Below are 18909 nucleotides of genomic sequence, written 5' to 3'. Positions count from 1 at the left end.
GGCTTGTATCACTTTGAGGGTCCGGATTCGGCCAGCTGCAGGTAGTCGTCAAGCTGGAGGTCGTGGGTGTGGCCCCGGTATTCCTCGACGGTTCCGGACCAGTTGTTGATGACCCGTCCGTCCTCGTTCTTGTACCAGGAGGAGCATTCGGAGGAGAACGCCGACTTCTGAAGTTCTTCCTGGACGTGTGCGTTGAACTTCTCCACTACTTCCCGGTCCACTTCCAGAACCCGCGATTCATCTGCCGCGAGGTACTTGACCGCCTGGGCGATGTAGCGGTGCTGGGCCTCCAGCATGGACACCACCGAGTTGTGGTTGAGGTTGGTGTTGGGTCCATAGACCAGGAAAAGGTTCGGGAAGTTGTCGACGGTGATGCCGAGGTAGGCCTCCGGTGAGTTCCCCCACCGCTCAGCAAGGCCGATACCGTCGCGCCCAGTAACGCGCATGGATCCCATAAATGCGTGGCTCTTGAACCCGGTCGCGTAGATGATGACATCGAACCCGTGCTCGACTCCATCAGCGGTGCGGAGGCCGCGAGGGGTGATTTCCGTGATTGCTTCTGTCACCAGTTCGACGTTCTCGCGGGTCAGCGCGGGGTAGAAATCGTCGCTCCGCAGGATGCGCTTGCAGCCGAAGTCGTAGTCGGGGGTAAGCTTGGCCCGCAGCTCGGGGTCCGACACCTGCGCCTCAAGGTGCTGGCGGGCCAGTTCGACCCCTTCCTCGGAGGCTGCTGTGTGACGGCGGGTGCGTTCAAACCCGGCTTCACGGAATTCGTGGATCTCCTGACGCAGCTGGCGGTAGGTGTCCGGGTCTTCCTGGAAGCGGGCGCTCTCTTCAGCGCTGAAGATGTACTGGTCACGGGGGAGGATGTAGTTCGCTGAACGCTGGAATACAGTCAGGTTTGAAGCAATCTTGGCGACCTCGGGCACGTACTGAACGGCAGTTGCGGCGGAGCCGATGGAAGCAACGCGCTTGCCGGTCAGGTCAAGATCGTGCCGCCACTTTGCGGAGTGGAACGCCACGCCTTCGAAGGTCTCAGTACCGGGGAAGTTGGGAATGTTGGGTTCGTTCAGCTGGCCCCAGGCACCCACCACGGAACGGGTCAGGAATTGTGAACCGTCGGCAGTGTGCACGGTCCACAGTCGGCGCTCCTGGTCCCAGTCAGTAGCGGTGATGTTCTGGCCGAAGTGGATGTGCTTGCCGAGCCCGAATTCCTCAACCATGGACCGCAGGTAGCCCTGGAGTTCCTCCTGGCCGGCAAACATCCGTGAAACCTTGAGGTTGAGGAAGTAGCTGTAGCAATACACAAGGGCCTGCGTGTCGCAGGCGGCGCCGGGATAGGTGTTCTCTCGCCAGACGCCTCCAACATCGTTGCCACGCTCGAGGATCACAAAGTCCTCGATGCCTTCCTGGACGAACTGGGCTCCCTGGCCGAGGCCGCCGAATCCTGCACCAATGATGAGCGCGTTGTAGATGTGGTCATTTGTGGAGGTCATGATGTTCTCTCTTTGAAGCTGGAATGTGGATGGTCAGGAAAAGGTGATGATCTGGCGAAGAGCATGGCCGCCATCGAGCGTGTCCATCGCGCGATTAATTTCTTCGAGCGGGATGGTGTCTGAAACCAAGCCTTCAACAGCCAACTTGCCGGAACGCCAGAGCTGTTCGTAGATGGGGATGTCGTGTTCCGGAACCGCCGAACCGAGGTAGCTTCCCACGATCGATCGGGCCTCCGCTGTCAGGGTCAGCGGGTCTATGGCGACCGACTGGCCCGGTGCCGGCAACCCGACAGTGACGGTGATGCCGCCCGGCTTGGTCAGAGCGACAGCGGCCTCCAATGCGCGCGGATGCCCGGCCGCTTCAATCACGGCATCAAACTTCTTGCCGCCTTCCAAGGCATCAGTGGAGGTCATGGCCTCCACGGCACCCAGGTTGCGGGCCGCTTCCAGTTTGGCCGGGAGCGTATCGATGCCAACGACATGTTCAACTCCGGTGCCGACGGCCGTAATAAGGGCTGCCATGCCCACTCCGCCGAGACCAACGATGGCTACCCGGGCAGAAGGCGCCGGCTTGGCTACATTGAGGATCGCTCCTCCGCCGGTGAGTAGGGCACATCCGAGCAAAGCGGCGATGTGCGCAGGGACATCGGAACCGACCGGCACGACGGAACGACGGGAGACCACGGCGTGGGTGGCGAATGCCGAGACTCCGAGGTGGTGGTGGACGGGCTCACCGTCGCGGGAGAGCCGGCGGTTTCCGCCCAACAGCGTCCCTTCCGTATTGGAAGCGGTGCCCTTCTCGCACGGCGTTTTGCCGTTGGACCTGCATCCGGCGCACTCACCGCAGCGGGGGAGGAAAGTCATCACAACACGCTGCCCAATGGCAAGGTCATCGACGCCTTCGCCCAGCTCCTCCACGATGCCTGCCGCCTCGTGGCCGATCAGCATCGGAACCGGTCGTGGCCGGTTTCCATTGACGACGGAAAGGTCGGAATGGCATATGCCGGCTGCCTCGATACGGACCAGGATCTCGCCCTTGCCGGGACCTTCGAGTTCGAGGCTCTGGACATGGATGGGACGGGTGTCCGAGTAGGGGCGCTCTGCGCCTAGGGCCTCAAGTACAGCCCCGCGTATGGTCCTGGTGCCGGTGGCCGGCCTCGCGGCTGACTTCGTATCTTCGATCGTCACGATTGTCCTCTCAGTGGTGCAGTAAGGCTGTGCACTGTCCATTGAGATTAGGCAGCCGAGAGTGCTGCGTCACGGTGCAAAAAGTCGATATCCGCGCTTTCCTTTGAACGAATCGTCAAAGAAGAGACGAATGCAGAATGTAACAGCGGTTAGGGGAAACCCCATCCGGCGCACGGCGCAGGATAAGCGGCTTTATCGGGGTCCGCTTCGCCCGGTGGCCGGTGGTTTCCGGCCACGAGTCAGTCGGCAGGTGGTGCGACTTAGCCGTTCCCGGTTGCTTGAGAGCGGCCTCTAAGGGCGAGCCAGAGCTGGGCTGCTACGTCGGGGTCATCCAGGTCAACTCCCAGTAGTTCCTTAGCCTGGGCAATTCGGTAGCGCACCGAGTTCCGGTGCACTCCCAATTCGCGGCCCGCCGCCTCCCACTGCCCGCGGTGCGCCAGGTAGGAGCGGACCGTTTCAAGTAGCTGCAAGGGATGGGAGGCCAACTCGTCCACCCATTCATCTGCCGGCAGATCGAGACCGTGACCAACGCGTATCAGTCGGCCCTCGGGTGCTGAAGCGGCGACCTCAGCCACCTGCGATCCGATTTCGTGAAGGCGCCGTAGCGGCATAGGTCCACCCCATGCACCGCGGACACCTTTCGGCAGGGTCGGATAAGGGCTCGACGCGGCCTGAAGAACAAAGACCACACCGGAACGCTCAAGTACCAGCCCCGACAGGGCGTGCTGCGACGCCAGCTGTTCGCTATCGGGCAGGACGGCGACGAAGGCTGTTTCGGGTAGCGGGTCAGAGCCCATCTGCTTTGCAAGAAGCCGCGCTGCATCATCATGTCCTTCCAGGACCAGCGCTGCGAGCATGCCCTCAGCCCGTCGACGCTCGGCCGCAGCGCTGCGGTGCCCGGCTGCTCTGGCCGCCAGGAGCGTGGATGCGGTAAGGAACAAGTGCCGCTCTGCAGCAGCCAGCTGCCCGCTTCTGCCTAGCGCAAGGTAGCCCGAGGCGGCCGGACCATCAGATACCGGGTAGAGAGAAGCAACACCAGAGGCCAGTTGTATAGTGCCGGTGGCCCCCCGGCGCGCGTTACGTAAAATAGCAGATTCCCGTGTGAGTTCGACCAGCAGTCCCGGCGGGAGTTCAGCACCGTTGGCAGCCGATGACGGGGCGCCGTCGCCTTCAGGCAGGTATGCGACCCAAGTCCCAAGAGCGCGGGACAATTCCCGGACGATCTCCGGTTCCGCGTCATCCTGCGCGGCGGCCCGCGTCAGTGCCACCTGAAGCCCTAACAGGGCGGTGAGTTCGGCCTCGCCGCCCTGCCTGACAAGCTCCCAGTATGCACGCGACACTGCCAGGAACGGGGACTCGCGGGGAATAGTCAGAAGAGGAAGGCCAGCATCCACGCATGCCGCCCGCAGTTCGTCCGGCACCATGGCATGTCCTGAGCCCAACCCTAGACCCAGAGCAGCTACGCCGCCCTCCACCAAGCGTTGCACATAGTTTTTAGCCGCCTCTTGGCGCGCATCTCCATCAAGGCCGGTGAGCTGCAGCCCGACAGTGAGAAGAAGCTCGCCGCCGTAGAGGAACATTGTGGGATCCTCCAACTCGGAGACGTGCACGCCCGTCAGTTCAACGCGGGGCAGTGGAATGGGCCAGTAGGGCGCCAAGTCCCGCCTTGCAGCCTCAACAAGCCTTGCGAGGGTGATCATAAATAAATCATAAGGGACCACCCTTTGTACGTTAGGACTGATCCTAGATAATCCTTGGACGAATCGTACAACGACACGTCATCGAACTGTCCCTATGGTGGACTTCACCACACGAGGAGGACCAATGACTGTCACATCAGAACTCACCGCAAACCAGGCCAACGATCCGGCCGCCGTTAAGGCCACGGCGCGCCGTCTGCTCACCGAGCTTCCGGGCCCGCGTTCCCTGGAACTGGAGGTGGAGCGCCGCCAGCACGTCACCGACGCTTTTGGTATCACTCTGCCCGTGTTCATTGACCACGCGCAGGATGCGCTGCTCGTCGATGTGGACGGAAACCATCTGATTGATTTCGCCTCAGGCATCGCCGTGACCAGCGTTGGTGCTGCAAACCCGAAGGTGGCCAAGCGTGCCGCCGCCCAGCTTGAGCGCTTCACACACACCTGCTTCATGGTGACCGAATATGAGTCCTTCGTTGACGTCTGCCGGTGGCTCAACGAGCACATCCCCGGTGACTTCGAGAAGCGGACCGCATTGTTCACCACCGGCGCGGAGGCTGTAGAAAATGCCATTAAGGTTGCCCGGTCGGCTACGCGCCGTCCGAATATTCTCGTTTTCGACGAGGCATACCACGGCCGTACCCAGCTCACGATGGCGATGACGGCAAAAGAGAACCCGTACCGGCTCAACTTCGGACCTCTGCCGGGCTCAGTTTTCCGCGGACCGACGGCGCCCGCACACACCTCTCCTGACGGACCGGGGAAGGCACTGGAACAGATCGAGGCGCTTCTGGCAGAACACGACGCGGAGACGTTCGCAGCTATGGTCATCGAGCCGATTCAGGGCGAGGGCGGCTTCATTGTCCAAGCCCCCGGGTTCCTGAAGGGCCTCCGTGAAATTGCGACCCGTCACGGCATCGTACTTGTTATCGATGAGATCCAGGCCGGAATGGGCCGCACCGGCACGCTGTTCGCTTCCGAGCACGAAGGTATTGCCGGCGACATCACACTGTCCGCGAAAGCTCTTGGCGGCGGACTGCCGCTTTCGGCCGCTACCGGCCGCGCCGAACTGATGAACGCTGTCCACCCCGGTGGTCTCGGCGGGACCTACGCCGGTAACCCTGTAGCCTGTGAGGCCGCTCTGGCTGTCTTCGAACTCCTCGAAGACGGCAAGCTTCTGGAGAACGCCACTGCCATCGAAGCCGCAGTCAGGCGCCGCTTGGAGCCGCTCGTTGAACTTGACGGCGTCGCAGACGTTCGCGGCAGGGGTGCAATGATGGCGATCGAATTCAGCGATGCTGCCGGGCCTCGTAAAGACCTTGCCACCACGGCCGCGAAGACAGCCAACGCTCATGGTGTCCTGACTCTTACCTGCGGGACCAACGGAAACATCATCCGGCTGCTGCCTCCGCTTGGGATAGAAGCGGACGTCCTTGAGGAGGGCCTTGCGGTGCTGGAGGCATCCATTCGGTCGGTATTGTCATGATTTTCCGGGGAAGGCGGACCTGGCGGGGTCAGCTATGAGGTCGGGAGCGGACTCCGGCGCACCGCTGGAGGGGATAGTCGTCGCCGATTTCTCCCGCGTGCTCGCCGGTCCGCTCGCGACCATGACCCTGGCTGATCTCGGCGCAAGGGTCATCAAGGTTGAGCGTCCCGGAACCGGGGATGACACCCGTCAGTGGGCGCCACCTTCCTCAAAGACAGGTGCGACGTACTTCGAAAGCGTCAACCGGAATAAGGAATCCGTCACCCTTGACCTGACCGACCCGGAAGACCTGGAGCTTGCCCGGGAACTGGCCCGCCGCGCCGATGTCCTGGTGGAGAACTTCAAACCTGGAGGGCTCGCCAAGCTGGGCCTCGGATATGAATCACTCGCCGAGGAGAACCGTGGGCTGGTGTACGCATCAATTTCGGGTTTCGGCTCGGAAGGCGGTCGTGATCTGCCCGGATACGACTTCATCGTGCAGGCTGTCGGCGGACTGATGAGTATTACCGGTGACCCGCAGGGCGACGCCTATAAAGTGGGCGTTGCCTTGGTCGACGTACTGACCGCGAAAGACGCCACGATCGGTATCCTCGCGGCCCTTTCCGAGCGTAATTCCACGGGTCGCGGCAGGCGGATCGAGGTCAATCTTCTATCGAGCCTTCAGGGCGCACTTGCCAACCAGGGCCAGGCGTACCTCGGCGCCGGTGTCACTCCTACGCGACTGGGCAATGACCACCCTTCCATCGTCCCTTATCAACTTCTTGCCACGGGTGATGACCCGCTGGCCGTTGCCGTTGGTAACGACTCGCAGTTCGCCAGGCTCTGCCGCGCCATCGACAGTCCGGAGCTTGCCGCTGATCCCCGGTTTGTCACCAACTCTGCGCGGGTCAGGCATAGGCGGGAGCTTGTCACACTGTTGGAAGCCGGGCTCGCAGATGCCGGAGCGAAGGAATGGCAGGACCGGCTGGTTTCTGTGGGAGTACCGGCCGGCCGCGTGGCCGGCATAGGTGAAGGCATCGCTTACGCCGAATCATTAGGCCTGGAGCCGACCATACAGGTCCATGACGCCGACGGGAACGTTACCGGCCGCCAGATCCGCCATCCGATCACCTGGACGCCAGGACTGCCGCCCCGGACCCAAGCCCCACCCGCCATCGGTGAGCACACCGCAGAGGTGCTGGACTGGCTACGGAGCCACCCCCAAAGCAAAACGTTTACCTACACCCCTCAAAGTGCCGCCCATTCAGAAGTCGTTTACGCCCAGGAGGGACCACATCATGACTCTCGCCCCTAGCTCTGCCGACGTCGAGGCCGCTGCCGCGCCCGAGGCCTCGGACCTGATCTCCTTCGATACCCTTCTAACGGACGAGGAAATCGCCCTGCGCGAGCGGGTCCGAACTTACGTTCGGGAGGAAATCAAACCGAACATCGCCAGCTGGTATGAAGAGGCCCGGTTCCCGCTGGAAATCGTTCCTGATCTGGCCAAACTCGGCCTGCTCGGAATGCACTTGAAAGGATACGGCTGCGCCGGCAGAAGCGCAGTGGACTACGGGTTGGCCGCTGCCGAACTCGAGGCCGGTGATTCAGGCATACGCACTTTCGTTTCCGTCCAAGGCTCTCTGGCCATGTCGGCAATCTCGAAGCACGGTTCTGAGGAGCAGAAAGAGGAATGGCTTCCCCGGATGGCCGCCGGCACCGCCATCGGATGCTTTGGCCTCACGGAACCCACTGCCGGATCGGACCCGTCTGCCATGGCCACTTTTGCCCGCCGCGACGGCGAGGACTGGATATTGACCGGCTCCAAGCGGTGGATCGGACTCGCCAACGTAGCCCAGGTGGCAGTCATATGGGCCCAGACAGAGACCGGCGTGCGCGGATTCGTCGTACCAACCCAGACTCGCGGCTTTACCGCGACCCCAATCCAGCCGAAGCTATCAATGCGTGCTTCTGTCCAATGTGAAATCACCCTGGACGACGTACGGCTGCCTGCCGAGGCGGTGCTGCCAAATGTCACTGGCCTCCGCGGCCCCTTTACCTGCCTGAATGAAGCACGTTACGGCATTGCCTGGGGCACCATGGGCGCCGCGCGCGACGCCTTCGAAGATGCCCTGGACTACGCCAAGAATCGGCTACAGTTCGAACGGCCCCTGGCCGGTTACCAGTTGACCCAGCAGAAGCTCGTGAACATGGCGCTGGAGATCAACAAGGGCTTCCTTCTCGCTCTGCACCTAGGACGGCTAAAAGACGCCGGCCAGCTGCAGAACCATCAGATCAGCGTGGGCAAGCTCAACAACTGCCGGGAAGCTATCGAAATCTGCCGTGAAGCACGCACGATCCTGGGCGGCAACGGGGTAACCCTCGAACACTCGCCCCTTCGCCACGCGAACAACCTGGAATCCGTTCGTACGTACGAGGGTACCGACGAGGTTCACACCCTCATCCTCGGACAGAAGCTAACAGGTATAGGAGCCTTTCGGTGAGTGCCGGCGTTGTTGCACCCGACACGTCAGGCACCGCCCCCGGTGCTGCGGGGACGGCACAGCTCAGGTTCCTCATCGACGGAAACTGGGTACCAGGCAACGGCGGCCACCTTACCTCCGTCAATCCCAGCCGCCCGGAGGAGGTAGTTGCCGAAGGCAGCGTTGCCGTCCTTGAGGATCTCGACAAAGCCGTTCTGGCGGCGCGCGGCTCACAGCGGGCCTGGAGCCGCACGCCGATCCACGAACGGGGCGCGGTCCTGTCTCGGGCGGCCGCAATCCTGGAGTCGCAAGCTGACCTACTCGGCCTGGAGCTTTCCCGTGAAGAAGGCAAGACCCTGACCGAGGGAAGGGCAGAGGTGCTTCGTGCAGTTCAGATCCTGCGCTACTTCGCAGCCGAGGGTGACCGCGCCGCGGGGGAACATTTCGCTTCGCCCCGGCCAGGGGAACGTATCCTCGTAACGCGTAAACCGCTAGGCGTCGTCGGCATCGTCACCCCGTTTAATTTTCCGATCGCCATCCCGGCATGGAAGATCGCTCCCGCGCTGGTGCACGGTAACGCAGTGGTGTGGAAACCCGCCTCCACAGTCCCACTTCTCGCCATGCGCTTTGCCGAAGCCCTCATCGCCGCCGGGCTGCCCGCGGGGGTACTCAATTTGATCATTGGCCCCGGCCCTCTCGGGACAGCCCTTGTCCAAAGCCCAGGCGTGGATGCCATGTCCTTTACCGGCTCATCAGGGGTAGGACGTGCATTGGCAGCCCAAGCTGCAGTCCGGGGAATTCCCATGCAAGGAGAAATGGGTGGCAAGAACGCGGCGGTGGTCCTGGACGATGCTGATCTGGATCTAGCCTCGGAGCAGGTGCTTTTCGGCGCGTTCCGCTCCACTGGACAGAAATGTACCGCAACCTCACGGCTCATTCTCGCGGACTCCATCGCCGACGAATTCTTGGAGCGCCTCACGCTTCGGCTCGGCACCTGGCAAACCGGGGAGCCCGTTGACCCGAAAGTACAGATGGGGCCCGTGATCAACGAAGCGGCGCGCAGGTCCATCACGAGCGCTATCGACGCAGCGGTAGACGCCGGTGCCGTCGCCGTCGCCGGGACATCTGCGAAGAATCCTCTTGCCGGCACTCCGGGCGCCTTCATCGCCCCCACTGTGCTTGAACTCCCAGCGGGCCAAACCGGATCCACCAACCTCGCCTGGCGAGATGAGCTTTTCGGCCCCGTCCTGGCGGTCCGCCGGGCCGCGACCACTGAGGAGGCATTCCGTCTGGCAGAAGAGTCCGAGCTCGGCTTATCCGCGGCATTGTTCACCCGTGATCTCGCGACAGCGCTGGAAGCAGTCGAAACCCTAGATGTGGGCATCCTGCACCTCAATTCGGAATCTGCCGGTTCAGATCCCCACGTGCCCTTCGGCGGATCAAAGAAGAGCGGCATCGGACCAAAAGAACAGGGCGGCGCTGCCAAGGATTTTTTCACACGCACGACCACGGTCTACCTCCGCGGGTAGGAACGGAAACAGGATCAGATGTCTAACTTCTTTTCACCAACGGCGGGGCGTATGGCCGCAGCGGCTGCTCTGAAGACACCCCCCACCATCGAAACCTTCGGGGTGGTTGGCGCGGGCCTTATGGCATCCCAGCTGGGGCTTCTGTTCGCGGACAAGCTACGCATACCGGTGCTACTCAGCGATCTTTCCAGCGAACGCATCTCCGCAGCCATGCACCGGATCCATGCCCATCTCGACACGCAGGAACGGCGAGGCAGGATTCAAAAGGGTGAGGCCGCGGAGATTGCCGGTTTGATCCGGGGAACGACGGATCTGTCTGGTTTCCGCAACTGCGACGCTGTCATAGAGGCTGTCTTCGAGGACCACGCAGTCAAGCGCAGTGTATTCAAACAGCTGGAAGAGTATGTGGCACCGGACGCCCTCCTACTCACCAACACATCCTCGCTTTCGGTGACTGGAATGGCCCGAGGGCTGAAACAACCTGAAAGAGTGCTTGGTTTCCATTTTTTCAACCCGGTTGCCGTGCTCCCGCTCGTCGAATTGGTCCGGACCGCGTTCTCCTCCGACGCAGCGTTCACCAGTGCATGCAATCTTGCCCAGGACTTGGGCAAGACCGCCATACCTGTTGCGGACGCTCCCGGCTTCGTCGTCAACCGGCTCCTTACCCGCCTCTTCAGCGAAATACTGGCTGAAATTGATAAGGGCGGTGACCCTGTCGCTGTGGACCGCTCTCTTGAGTCTTGGGGCCTTCCAATGACGCCACTGCAGCTTATCGGGTACATCGGACCCACTGTGCAGCGGCACATAAGCGAAACCCTGCACCGCGCATATCCTGACCGATTCGCACGGTCGGCCTCACTGGGGGCGGTTGCCGCAGCCGGACTACACGGATTTTTTGACGAGGACGGCAAGGTTCTGCCGGCAGCCCTGATCCCGCCACCCGAACCGCATGAGGTTGACCAGAACCGGATCCAGTTGCGCCTGCGCGGTGCACTGGCACAGGAAGCTCAGCTGATCCTGGATGGGGGAGTGGTCGCAAGCTGGGACGACATCGATCGTTGCATGATTCTTGGCGCCAATTTTCCACCGGGCGGCCTGACGCGGCTCCTGCGGATCTGACGAGCAAATACCCAGGTTCGAACAGCAGTAACCGAGCCATCTCGATTACCAAAACCGGAGCAATTTCAATGAGAACAAACTCTGACCTCCCTGTGCGTGCGGAAGAAGAAGTTGATCGTGGGTGCCGCCCGCACACCTCAGGGCCGCATATTGGGCCAACTGGCACTCCTGTCAGCAGTCGACCTTGGCGCAGCCGCCATCACCGTCGCCCTCGAGCGGGCAAACGTTAGGCCAGAGACTGTTGATGCCGTCATCATGGGTCAGGTTCTTCAGGCCGGAACGGGACAGAACCCGGCCCGTCAGAGCGCCGTCGCGGCAGGAATTTCGCTGAGGACGCCTGCAGTGACCGTGAACAAGGTGTGCCTCTCGGGACTCGCAGCGATCATCGAAGCTGCCCGCATGCTTCGACTTGGCGAAGCTGCCGTAGTCGTTGCCGGTGGGCAAGAGTCGATGAGCCAAGCACCCCGCCTCGTTCAAGGCACTCGGGCAGGACACGCTTACGGAGCCCTGAGTCTTGTGGACGCAGTTGAGTTTGACGGTCTAACAGACGCTTTCGACTATCAGTCCATGGGGCTTGGGACTGATCGCGCGAACTCGGCACTGGGCATTATGCGCATATCCCAGGACGCTGCGGCAGCAGGCTCCCATTTGCGCGCCGCCGCAGCCCAGGAGTCAGGAATTTGGAACCAGGAAATCGTGCCGGTAAAGGTACTCACCCGAGGGGGACCCTTAGAGATAGCCCAGGACGAAGGCGTCCGACCGAATTCGCAACCAGCTTCGCTTGCCGGGCTGCGGTCTGCATTTTCGCCTGACGGCACTGTTACAGCAGGCAACGCTTCTCCACTGTCTGATGGGGCTGCCGCCGTTGTGCTCACAACTGTCTGATGGGGCTGCCGCCGTTGTGCTCACAACCCGCGCCGTGGCTGAGAGGCACGGCTGGCTTCCACTCGCCGTCTTGCGGTCCCACGGCCAAATTGCCGGACCCGATACGTCTCTGCCGGATAAACCCGCGCAGGCGATCAGCGCTGCTTTGGAGCGCGAGGGCTGGACGGCTGCGGAACTGGATGTAGTCGAGATCAACGAGGCTTTTGCTTCGGTGGTGGTACATTCCGGTGAGCTGCTCGGCATCCCCGAAAACCGGATCAACATTCATGGCGGAGCGATCGCCATCGGGCATCCTATCGGGGCGTCAGGGGCCAGGCTCACCGTCTCGGCGGTGTACGAACTCATTCGACGCAATACCGGGCGGTCCGCAGTAAGCCTGTGCGGAGGCGGGGGCCAAGGCGATGCTTTGCTCCTGGAACGGCCATGATCTTGCAACCGTGGCACAGCAACGCACGACTTCGCTACTGCTGACGATCAGCGCTAGACGAGGCCGACGCTGTCGTCTCCCCAGATACCCCGGGGCTGCGGGAAGCGTTCCTTGTCTGAACGAGGACCCTGCTTTTCATAGCCGTTTCTTCTTTCTAAGTCCGAAGGAAAATGCCTTCATTAAATGCTCAGGAGCGTGAGCCTCGGATTTTAGCTTTGGCGGATGGAAGATCGGCGCCGACTAGAGTCCATACCGTTTGCGATCCTTCAAAGGCCGGCATCATGTCACCTTGCTGCAAATACCGGACCGGCAAAGGATGACCTTGGGGTCGCCACCACCCAGTGCAGGGGGCGTGGTGTCCCGTTCTGCAGATGGAGGTGGAGCTGTTGTTCGAGCGCGTCATCTGGAGGCCCCTCCTTCCGCCGCGTAGTGGAGCGGCGTTTGCCTGAAAACGAATATTTCTTGAAAAAATCAGGGTGCTATATGAGCGTAGAGACGGCTGACAGCCCAGTCACGGTACAGTTCGTCAAGGTATCGGAGTTCGGTTGTGCTGATCGCCTAAACGTCACCCTTGCTCCCATCGATAGAGTCCTTCCATGGCAGTGAAATGGGCAGGAATAACGGCCGATGACTACGAAGACGTGCGTCGGTTAAAGGCTCGATATTTTCGATACATCGACTTGAAACGCTGGGAAAGACTTCGCTCCCTCTTCTCACGCGATGCCCGAATTTTGGGCTTTAGCTTCTCTCCTGCTGACGTTGACACCTTTGTGGATGCCGTGTCGGCCTACATGGCAGGCGTAGTTTCAATTCATCAGGGTTTTATGCCGGAGCTTGAAGCCACGTCCGATAACTCAATCCGTGGGATCTGGAGCATGTTTGACCAATTAACCTGGGAGCCGGGTTCGCGTGAACACGAGGACTTCGGATTACAAGGCTCGTGGGGGTTTAGGGGCTTCGGGCACTACGAAGAGGAGTATGTGCGCGCAGGTCAAGGATGGCGGATTTCGCATCTGAGACTCTCCCGCCTGCGTATGGAGCCTCTAGCGGGTCCGGAGCACCACCTGCCGGCTTCTGCACTCACCCCCGCTGCTGACGGCTGGCTTGACTAAGTGCGGGTCCTCGATACCGAACGCAGTCTGGAAGCCTGGGCAACACCTGGATGATCCGGTTTCACTAGCCTGTGCCGCCCAGAATAAAGAGCCCGTAAAACCGTTGCCGAGGCTGGGTCCCGGGTTCGCTTTTGGCCTGGACCCAGGACGGGTATCGACCCGGCAACGGGCATCAATATTAGAACTCGTCGCTGAGCGGGAGTCTCACAGCCAAGTCCATTCCGGATCTCATTAGATGCCATGACTTTCGGGGATGCGGCACCGATGACGAATACCCGATCTGGCGCTGCTGAAGCCATCAGGCTTCGCACTCGATAAGTACGATTCAACGATTTCACCCGGCTTGGGTATTTCGCAGTCTCGTTTTGGTGGCATATGTGTCGCGGGCAAGAAGCCGCGGGTTGGTCCATGGTCTTGATGGGGCCACAGACCAACCCGCCAGTCCCTCGTTAGCGCTTGACAACGCCTAAAGGCGTCCCGCTTCAATGATCTGATGCAGAAATTCTCGCGTCCGCGGCTCGGTCGGATCACCGAAAACCTGGTCGGGTGGGCCTTGCTCCAGGAGTTTGCCCTTCTCTAGAAAGACCACGAGATCAGAAACTTCACGGGCAAAGTGCATTTCATGGGTGGCGAGCATCATTGTCATTCCATCGGCGGCGAGTTCGCGAACGATGTTCAGCACCTCGGCGACGAGCTCGGGGTCGAGCGCGGAAGTTATCTCATCCAAGAGGACAGCTTTCGGGTCCATGGCGAGAGTGCGCACAATGGCGACCCTTTGTTGCTGTCCGCCCGAGAGCTGATCGGGGTAATAGTTTGCCCGATGGCCGAGGTTGACCCTCTCGAGAAGTGATCGGGCCCTGTCACGGGCTTCTGACACGGGTATTCCCCTCAGCTTGATGGGCCCAAGCGCGATGTTGTCCAAAACGGTCATATGGGGAAACAGGTTAAAGGACTGGAAGACCATTCCAACCGTGCGGCGGAGCCGGTTTACATCGACGCCCGGCCCGCTGACGACGTCCCCTTCTATACGGATCTCGCCACCGTCGATTGCCTCAAGGGCATTTATGCAGCGCAGCAGGGTGGACTTTCCCGAACCCGAAGCGCCAATGAGTGTTACCACCTGGTGGCGTTCTACCGAAAGATCTATTCCTTGGAGCACGGCAAAATCGCCATAGCTTTTATGCAAGTTTGAAAGCTCAATAAACGACATTATTTTCCGCCCTTCGGGCGCCGATGTGACCCGCTGCGGCTGAGTAGCCAGTCGACCACACGGGTCTGCGGAATGGTGATGATGATGAACAGGACCGCTACAAGCGTTACCGAGGAGAGGTTGAAGCTGGCCGAGGAGTAGAACTTGGCCTGGTTGAAGGCATCCAGGGTACCGATCACGTTTACCAGCGAGGTGTCTTTCTGCAGCGCGATGAACATGCTCAGCAGCGGCGGGATCACTCCACGGATTGCCTGGGGAAGGATCACGTAGCGCAGCGTCCGCCCATAAGAGAACCCAAGCGAACGCGAAGCCGACCACTGGGACGGGTGAATCACCTCAATGCCGGCGCGGTAGGTTTCCGCCACATACGCGCTATAGGACAATGTCAATGCCGTGATCGCGAACCATTCCGGTGGAAGGTCGGAGAGCACAGGGATTTTGAGCAGAGGCAAGCCGAACCCGACAAGATAGATAATGATGATGGCTGGTACGGCTCTCATCCCGTCGATGTAGGCGATTGCGATCGCGCGTATGGGGCGCCCGGCTCGCCCAGGCATCATCCGGGCGATGGCGAGAATAAGCCCGAAGACCAGGATGAAGACTTCGGAGATGACGGCAATCATGACGTTCAGCCCGAAAGCGGACACAACGTCTCTTGCGCTTTCACCGATCAGGTCCCAGCGGAGAAAGGTCTTCTGTATGACGCCATCATTGACCGTCAGGGCGATTGCGGCGGCGAGCACAATGAGGATTGCGAGGCCGATTCCGAACGTGAGCAGGCTGTCCTGTATGGACATTGCCGCGGGCGTCCGGGCTTCGAGAATACGGCCCGCCCTAACGTCCCGTGCCGCATGCAGTGAGCGGCGAACGGAGCGGGCGGCGATCCACAACACTATGCCTGCAGATACGACGCCGACCGTGCTTATCAACCATCCGATAACTGACGTCGTGCTCCCTGGGGTGGAATTCCCCATGCTTGCTGCCCCAAGTCCTGCCATAAGCAGGAGGAGCACCCCGGCGAAGATCACCGCCGCGACCGCAAGGGGTCCGCTCTTCGGGGGCGGGCTCAACCTAGGTGATGTCGTAGAGGCTGATGCGAGCAGAGAAGTCACTTGGCGCTCCAGATCGGAACCTCGTTCGGATCGATGCCGAACATCGGCTTAAGGTATTGTGCGGAGAGGTCCTTCAAGGTCCCGTCGCTGTCCATTTCACCGACAACCTTGTCGACCGCAGACGTGTTCTCGGATCCATGAGGCAGCACCACGCCATAGCCTTGGTCGAGCTTGTATTGGCCCTTGACTGTCAGGGCTCCGTTGGTGGCTTTGACACTGGTCAGGGCGAGCGTGGTGTCAGTGATGGCGGCGTCGACCTGGCCCGCGCTCAACGCGGTGAACATATCGGCTTGGCTTTGGAACGTGGCGGTCGTTTTGGAGGGTTTAAGGGTGTCAGCCACCCACTGCGCCCCGATGTTGCCTTGGAGGACACCAATCTTTGCGTCACGGAGGTCGTCAGCCGAGAGGGTCGAGTTCGCCTTGGTAGCGACCCCAAGGTTGGACGAGAAGTAGGGCTTGGAGAAGTCGAGGATCTGCTTACGCTTGTCGGTGATGGTCGTCGCCGCCAATCCGATGTCGTAACCTGTCGCTGTTCCGGAGATGTATTGATCCCAGGCGAGGTTCTTCACCTGAACTGACTTCAGGCCGGCCCGGTAGGCGATGTCCGCCGCCATGCAGTATTCAAATCCGTCTTTGACGCTGGACGGGTTTGTACCGTTCCACCACCCGGGGTTGGGCAGCACTGTGGCAACCGTGAGGGTATCAGGTGTCTGGGTTTTGAGTTTAAGGCTGCCCGGCTGGCCAGTGACCTTGCAATCTCCAAAGGTGGGCGAGCCGCCGCTGGACTGGGCTGTGGAACTGGCGGGCCCTCCGCAGGCGGTGAGAGCAAGCGCTGCGACGGCGACGGTGACGGCAGCAGAGTAGAACTTCTTCATCGATTCCTCAATCAGAAAGGGGGTTCAAGGCAGCGGCATGAGTCCGCTGTCAACGGCAGAAAGGATTATGCGAGGTGCGGCTCAGTCTGGGTAAAGCTCGCGCCGCAGCACGGATGGAGAACTTTGGGTATTGGCCCCGCCAAGGGCGTGGCGCCCATCTCGTCGCGTTGACCTCGTTATCCGACTTTTGGGCCACTGAGTAACCCAAATGTAGATCCGGATCTTCCAATCGTCAAGGGCAGCAATGTGTTTTGAACTGGCCACTGTCCTCAGACGCTTGCGACTGGCGATAAGATCACACGCATGGAACGCCTTCCTGCCATCCCCAAGCCCCCAGCTGCGAGTGAGCTGGTCGCGGACCAGCTGCGTGTGGCTATCCAGTTGGGACATTATCTGCCGGGAGACCGGTTTCCACCTGAGCGGGAGCTTTCTGAGCAGCTCGCGGTCTCCCGGACGACTCTGCGGGAGGCCGGGCGGATACTCGAGGCCGAGGGCTTGGTCAAAGCCAAGCACGGGCGCTCTGGCGGTCTGGTCATCCAAGATCGCCAGCTCTCGTCCCGGGAGGCGCGCAGGCTTTTAGGGGAGCGCATGGCCTATATCAATATGGTCTTTGACTTCCGTATTGCAGTTGAGGCGGCGACGGTTAGGCTGGCGGCGGGCAGCCGCACCACAGTGGATCTCAGGAATCTTCAGCGCTGCCTGGCCGAGATGGATGAACTCGTCGACGAGCGCACTACGGGCAGAATGGTCATCCCGAAATTCAAGGCTGCAGACCACAGGTTTCACGTAGGAATAGCAAAAGCGGCCCGGAACATCTTGTTGGAGGAGGCGATGGTCAGGGCCCATGCCGAGATTTACCAGCCGATCAATGCGGTCTTCGACAAGCTCGAGCCGTACATGAATGACCCACACCGCCTGATTGTTCACGCCATTGAGGAGAAGGACGCTGATGCGGCCGAACGCATTATGCGGGAGCATATTGAAGAGACCCGCACGGCTGTCGCCTACCACGTACAAACCGGCCGGGTCTTCCAACCGGGGAAACCAGCCAGCTCCTGATTGCGAGGAGGTCTGCTCAGGCCAGCACGTTGAGATTTGACATCTGACGTCTACTTGGCCCGGTCAGCGGCTGCCGTGCCTGTCGTTCAAGCCTGCGGTGGCGCCGGATCCGGTGGTTTGTCTCCCCTAGGGGGCGCCTTCTCCGGGGCTCCCCAGGGAAGCACGCCACCGTACCTGTGGAGTGACGATCACAGGCTGAAGGGGTGGTGAGCCCTCAGAAAGCGCCCGGATCAGGAGATCCACACATGCCTTGGCCTGATCTTCGAGCAACAGGTCCAGAGACGTGATCGAGGGTTCCGCGTCCCTGGTCAATGCACTATCCGTCAAGGCACAAACTCGCAGGTCCTCCGGAATCCGGATACTGAGACGTTTGGCCGCGGCGAGCACACCTCCGGCGAATCTTGTGGAGGAAACAACTATGGTGTCCGGAGGAGTCGATGATCCTAAGAGGTCGAATGCCAGTCCCTCCGCTCCAGTGCTTCCAACACCCTCGAAAAGGTCATGTGCCGTCAGACTGAGCCCCGCAGCGCTGCACCACTCCTGGATAGTCCCCCGTGTCGACATCGTCCAATTGTTCGCCTCGCTTCCAGCGATGAGGGCCAAACGCTGGGCGCCCCCCGAGGCAGCTGCCGAAAGAAGTTGTTCCACGGCAGGTCGATAGTCCACGTGAACGGCCCAAGGGTCATCCGGATTAGATGGATCAACATCCGCACATACCACTGGGACGTGTCTCTTTTTTAACGCGGCCACGACATCATCACGCTCGTAGGGTCCCATGACGATGCATCCGTCCATAGCCACACGGCGGGCTTTCTCCGCTAAAACATTGGGGACGTGCAGGAGGCCCCTCCCCGTTGCCAAAGTTGCAGCAGCCGCAGCACCTGAGAACCGTGTGAAGGTTTCCGTGCCGCTGAGTGAACCGTGGACGGCGTTTCTCGGGCGTAGGACGAGCCCAAAAATTCCCACCTGCCCGCCCCGCAGAGATGCCGCAGAAGGGTTCGGGATATAGCCCAGCGCCTCCGCAGCCGCGGTTACGCGAGCTGCGGTCGGCTCGGATATGGGGCGGGCGCGGCTATAGACATGTGAAACCGTACTGATCGATACGCCCGCCGCCGCAGCTACGTCTTTGATGGTCGGCTGTCGTCGGGTCTCCTCTGGCACACACCCATTGTGCATCAACTGGTCTGCCCGCCACCTATTGACCGATCGCTTGAGATAGCCCTACGATCGTCAAAACGTTTTGACGATGGAGGCA

At 60.9% G+C, this 18909-nt stretch carries 14 protein-coding genes and 1 pseudogene; 8 read left to right on the top strand and 7 right to left on the bottom strand.

The window, feature by feature from the left end; genetic code table 11:
- Positions 1–8 precede the first annotated feature (8 nt).
- From J2S96_RS06085 to J2S96_RS06075, 3 genes are all read right to left on the bottom strand, one after another.
- Complete coding sequence (locus J2S96_RS06085; protein ID WP_306860934.1) at positions 9–1496, bottom strand: flavin-containing monooxygenase; 1488 nt, start codon at positions 1494–1496, stop codon at positions 9–11.
- Between the two features lie 33 nt (positions 1497–1529).
- Positions 1530–2684 (bottom strand): alcohol dehydrogenase catalytic domain-containing protein, encoded by a 1155-nt coding sequence (locus tag J2S96_RS06080; protein WP_306860933.1) that lies wholly within the window; start codon positions 2682–2684, stop codon positions 1530–1532.
- A gap of 260 nt (positions 2685–2944) precedes the next feature.
- Positions 2945–4384 (bottom strand): PucR family transcriptional regulator, encoded by a 1440-nt coding sequence (locus tag J2S96_RS06075; protein ID WP_306860931.1) that lies wholly within the window; start codon positions 4382–4384, stop codon positions 2945–2947.
- A 124-nt stretch (positions 4385–4508) separates the two neighbouring features.
- Here J2S96_RS06075 and J2S96_RS06070 point away from each other — a divergent pair, with 124 nt between their 5' ends.
- From J2S96_RS06070 to J2S96_RS06040, 7 genes and pseudogenes are all read left to right on the top strand, one after another.
- Positions 4509–5867 carry an aminotransferase class III-fold pyridoxal phosphate-dependent enzyme gene (locus J2S96_RS06070; protein WP_306860929.1) on the top strand — a complete coding sequence of 453 codons (1359 nt, stop codon included), beginning with the start codon at positions 4509–4511 and terminating at the stop codon, positions 5865–5867.
- A gap of 34 nt (positions 5868–5901) precedes the next feature.
- Complete coding sequence (locus J2S96_RS06065; RefSeq protein WP_306860928.1) at positions 5902–7161, top strand: CaiB/BaiF CoA transferase family protein; 1260 nt, start codon at positions 5902–5904, stop codon at positions 7159–7161.
- Positions 7145–8347: an acyl-CoA dehydrogenase family protein gene (locus tag J2S96_RS06060; protein ID WP_306860926.1), complete on the top strand. Its 1203-nt coding sequence runs from the start codon at positions 7145–7147 to the stop codon at positions 8345–8347. Before J2S96_RS06065 ends, J2S96_RS06060 begins: the two co-directional genes overlap by 17 nt.
- The gene (locus J2S96_RS06055; RefSeq protein ID WP_306860923.1) at positions 8344–9855 is read left to right on the top strand and encodes an aldehyde dehydrogenase family protein; all 1512 of its coding nucleotides are present in this window, start codon (positions 8344–8346) and stop codon (positions 9853–9855) included. The genes J2S96_RS06060 and J2S96_RS06055 overlap by 4 nt, the downstream gene beginning before the upstream one ends.
- An 18-nt stretch (positions 9856–9873) precedes the next feature.
- Entirely contained in the window at positions 9874–10974 is a 1101-nt protein-coding gene (locus tag J2S96_RS06050; protein WP_306860921.1) for a 3-hydroxyacyl-CoA dehydrogenase family protein, read from the top strand.
- A gap of 90 nt (positions 10975–11064) precedes the next feature.
- Positions 11065–12286, top strand: a pseudogene (locus tag J2S96_RS06045) (beta-ketoacyl synthase N-terminal-like domain-containing protein).
- Between the two features lie 596 nt (positions 12287–12882).
- Entirely contained in the window at positions 12883–13398 is a 516-nt protein-coding gene (locus J2S96_RS06040; protein ID WP_306860920.1) for a nuclear transport factor 2 family protein, read from the top strand.
- A 466-nt stretch (positions 13399–13864) separates the two neighbouring features.
- Here J2S96_RS06040 and J2S96_RS06035 read toward each other — a convergent pair whose 3' ends face one another.
- From J2S96_RS06035 to J2S96_RS06025, 3 genes are read right to left on the bottom strand one after another with little or no spacing between them, the layout of a single operon-like run.
- Positions 13865–14608, bottom strand: a complete 744-nt coding sequence (locus J2S96_RS06035) for an amino acid ABC transporter ATP-binding protein (protein ID WP_306860919.1) — start codon at positions 14606–14608, stop codon at positions 13865–13867.
- Positions 14608–15678, bottom strand: coding sequence for an amino acid ABC transporter permease (locus J2S96_RS06030; protein WP_306860918.1), 1071 nt, complete (start codon positions 15676–15678; stop codon positions 14608–14610). Before J2S96_RS06030 ends, J2S96_RS06035 begins: the two co-directional genes overlap by 1 nt.
- A 38-nt stretch (positions 15679–15716) precedes the next feature.
- Positions 15717–16595: an ABC transporter substrate-binding protein gene (locus J2S96_RS06025; RefSeq protein WP_306860916.1), complete on the bottom strand. Its 879-nt coding sequence runs from the start codon at positions 16593–16595 to the stop codon at positions 15717–15719.
- Between the two features lie 303 nt (positions 16596–16898).
- Between J2S96_RS06025 and J2S96_RS06020 the strand changes: the two genes are divergently transcribed.
- Entirely contained in the window at positions 16899–17654 is a 756-nt protein-coding gene (locus tag J2S96_RS06020) for a FadR/GntR family transcriptional regulator (protein ID WP_306860915.1), read from the top strand.
- Positions 17655–17780: 126 nt separating this feature from the next.
- Here J2S96_RS06020 and J2S96_RS20165 read toward each other — a convergent pair whose 3' ends face one another.
- Positions 17781–18830 carry a LacI family DNA-binding transcriptional regulator gene (locus tag J2S96_RS20165; RefSeq protein ID WP_370873026.1) on the bottom strand — a complete coding sequence of 350 codons (1050 nt, stop codon included), beginning with the start codon at positions 18828–18830 and terminating at the stop codon, positions 17781–17783.
- Positions 18831–18909: the final 79 nt, after the last annotated feature.

Source organism: Arthrobacter bambusae, assembly GCF_030812595.1.
Lineage (GTDB): Bacteria > Actinomycetota > Actinomycetes > Actinomycetales > Micrococcaceae > Arthrobacter > Arthrobacter bambusae_B.
The sequence above is the reverse complement of the archived record's forward strand: the minus strand, read 5'-3'. Positions and strand labels throughout refer to the sequence as shown.

Coding starts and splice junctions, on each gene's coding strand:
- J2S96_RS06085 (WP_306860934.1), bottom strand. CDS start 1,496: ATGACCTCCACAAATGACCACATCTACAACGCGCTCATCATTGGTGCA.
- J2S96_RS06075 (WP_306860931.1), bottom strand. CDS start 4,384: ATGATCACCCTCGCAAGGCTTGTTGAGGCTGCAAGGCGGGACTTGGCG.
- J2S96_RS06070 (WP_306860929.1), top strand. CDS start 4,509: ATGACTGTCACATCAGAACTCACCGCAAACCAGGCCAACGATCCGGCC.
- J2S96_RS06065 (WP_306860928.1), top strand. CDS start 5,902: ATGAGGTCGGGAGCGGACTCCGGCGCACCGCTGGAGGGGATAGTCGTC.
- J2S96_RS06060 (WP_306860926.1), top strand. CDS start 7,145: ATGACTCTCGCCCCTAGCTCTGCCGACGTCGAGGCCGCTGCCGCGCCC.
- J2S96_RS06050 (WP_306860921.1), top strand. CDS start 9,874: ATGTCTAACTTCTTTTCACCAACGGCGGGGCGTATGGCCGCAGCGGCT.
- J2S96_RS06040 (WP_306860920.1), top strand. CDS start 12,883: ATGGCAGTGAAATGGGCAGGAATAACGGCCGATGACTACGAAGACGTG.
- J2S96_RS06035 (WP_306860919.1), bottom strand. CDS start 14,608: ATGTCGTTTATTGAGCTTTCAAACTTGCATAAAAGCTATGGCGATTTT.
- J2S96_RS06025 (WP_306860916.1), bottom strand. CDS start 16,595: ATGAAGAAGTTCTACTCTGCTGCCGTCACCGTCGCCGTCGCAGCGCTT.
- J2S96_RS06020 (WP_306860915.1), top strand. CDS start 16,899: ATGGAACGCCTTCCTGCCATCCCCAAGCCCCCAGCTGCGAGTGAGCTG.
- J2S96_RS20165 (WP_370873026.1), bottom strand. CDS start 18,830: ATGCACAATGGGTGTGTGCCAGAGGAGACCCGACGACAGCCGACCATC.